This is a genomic window from Desulfuromonas sp. (assembly GCA_002869615.1).
Taxonomy (GTDB): domain Bacteria; phylum Desulfobacterota; class Desulfuromonadia; order Desulfuromonadales; family UBA2294; genus BM707.
The window spans coordinates 1-2,293 of sequence record PKUH01000060.1 but is presented as its reverse complement, the minus strand read 5'-3'; the positions used below and the strand labels follow the sequence as shown (position 1 = coordinate 2,293).

General features: G+C 55.7%; 3 protein-coding genes. 1 reads left to right on the top strand and 2 read right to left on the bottom strand.

Going from position 1 to position 2,293, the window contains the following annotated elements:
* Together C0623_06450 and C0623_06445 are read right to left on the bottom strand one after the other, a co-directional pair.
* Window positions 1-129: hypothetical protein (locus C0623_06450; protein PLY00948.1), on the bottom strand; the 129-nt coding region annotated here is incomplete at its 3' end.
* A 15-nt stretch (window positions 130-144) separates the two neighbouring features.
* Entirely contained in the window at window positions 145-996 is an 852-nt protein-coding gene (locus tag C0623_06445; protein ID PLY00947.1) for an NAD(+) kinase, read from the bottom strand.
* A 133-nt stretch (window positions 997-1,129) separates the two neighbouring features.
* Here C0623_06445 and C0623_06440 point away from each other — a divergent pair.
* Window positions 1,130-2,293, top strand: a 1,164-nt coding sequence (locus C0623_06440; GenBank protein PLY00946.1) for an AAA family ATPase, incomplete at its 3' end; no start/stop codon positions are given.

The following is a 2,293-nucleotide window of genomic DNA, read 5'->3' as shown; positions in this document are numbered from 1 at the left end:
TCCGACGGCATCGATAACGATCGACTTTCCTGCCCCGGTCTCGCCGGTCAGCACATTGAAACCAGGCTGCAAGGAAACCTGCAACTGCTCAATAATGGCAAAATTTTTAATGTGGATTTCAGTCAGCATTGAATAAACGGAAAATCAGCGTTCCCCCCAACGGAGCTTGGTCCGCAGAACTTGAAAGTATTCCTTGTCCGGACTTAGAATAAGTCGGGCGCGATTAACCGAGCGCCGCACCTCAACAATGTCACCACCCTTGAGCGGCATCCCGACCTGTCCGTCAGCAGTCAGGACGACATCTTCATCCTTGAACTTGACCTCGATCCGGATAACCGAATCGGCCGGAACAATCATCGGCCGGTTGGTCAGCATATGCGGGCAGATCGGGGTAATGACGAAGCAATCGGTTCCCGGGTAAATGATCGGGCCGCCGGCCGCCATATTGTAAGCGGTCGAACCGGTCGGTGAAGAGATAATCAGCCCGTCGGCCTTGAAGGTGGTCAGATAAGAGTCATTGACATAAACTTCCATGTCAATAATCCGTGCCAGCGCCCCCTTATTGATAACCAGGTCATTCAGCAACTGGTAGGTATTTGCCGTGCTGCCGTTGCGGCTGACAATCGCTTCGAGCATCAGCCGGTCGGAGACCGCGTAGTTGTCGTCAAGAACCTTTTCCAGAACCTGGAACAGTTCCTGCCGGGTAATTTCGGTCAAAAAGCCGAGAGAGCCGAGGTTAACCCCGAGGATCGGCGTACCACGATCGCCGATCATCCGCGAGACCGAGATCAACGTGCCGTCGCCACCGAGAACGATCACCAGATCGACCAGCCCCGGGATCTCCTCTTGCGGATACCCTTCCCGCTCGAGATCAGATGCCAGCTCATGCTCGAAAAAAACCTCGACCTGCCGCTCCTGCAACCAGTCGGCGACCCGGGCCGCCAATACGGCAGCGTCAGGATGGTTTCGCTTGGCGTACAATCCAACCCGCTTCATTCAAACCTCCGGAAATTCAATCATGAAAATCTAACATAGCGCCTTACGGATGTCTATTGTTTCGCCCTCATTCTTGTCGCCCTTCGCCGCCTGTGTTAGATTCGGAAAAGATCAGACACCCGACAGGAGAACCATGGATCTCTTCGAGTCACAAACCGACCCGTTATCAATGCCGCTGGCCGAGCGGATGCGACCGACTACACTACAGGAAATGGTCGGCCAGAAGGAGCTGATCGGCGAGGGCAAGCTGCTGCGCCGGCTGATCGAATCCGATCAACTTTCCTCCGTTATTTTCTGGGGGCCACCCGGCACCGGGAAAACCACCCTGGCCCAGGTGATTGCCCATACCAGCAAGTGTAATTTTGTCTTTTTTTCAGCCGTACTGCAGGGAGTCAAGGAGGTCCGCGAGATCGTTGCCAGGGCCCGCGACGACAAAAAATATCACGGCAAGAGAACCCTGCTGTTTGTCGATGAAATCCATCGCTTCAACAAGGCCCAGCAGGACGCCTTTCTGCCCTCTGTTGAAAAGGGCGACGTGATCCTGATCGGCGCCACAACCGAGAACCCCTCCTTTGAAGTCAACGCCGCCCTGCTTTCACGTTCGCGTGTTTTCGTGTTGGAACAACTCGGGGCTGACGATATCCGGGAACTTTTGCAGCGCGCGACCAAAGATCCGCGCGGGCTGCATGCACCGATTCCGCCTATCGAAAACGGGGTTTTCGATTTTCTGGCCGAGCAGGCCGATGGCGATGCCCGCATCGCCCTCAATGCCCTCGAAACAGCAGCCGCTGCCGCCGCCAAAGAACCCTTGACCCTTGAAATCGCCCAGGAAGCACTTCAGAAGAAGGCCCTGATTTACGACAAAGGGGGCGAAGAGCATTACAATGTCATATCGGCCTTCATCAAGAGCATGCGCGGGTCCGACCCGGACGGAGCCCTGTACTGGCTTGCCCGAATGCTCGAAGCGGGAGAAGACCCGATGTTTATCGCCCGGCGTATGGTCATTTTCGCTTCCGAGGATGTCGGCAATGCCGATCCGCGTGCCCTGCAGATCGCCCTGACAGTCCAGCAGGCTGTTCATTTTGTGGGTTTGCCGGAAGGACGCATCAACCTGGCCCAGGGGGTTACTTACCTGGCGACCGCGCCGAAAAGCAATGCCAGCTACGTCGGCATCAACCAGGCGCAGTCCGAAGTACGTAACAGCGGCTCACTTCCGGTTCCGAAACATATCCGCAACGCCCCGACCAAATTGATGAAGGATCTCGATTATGGCAAAGGCTACCAATACGCACACAAT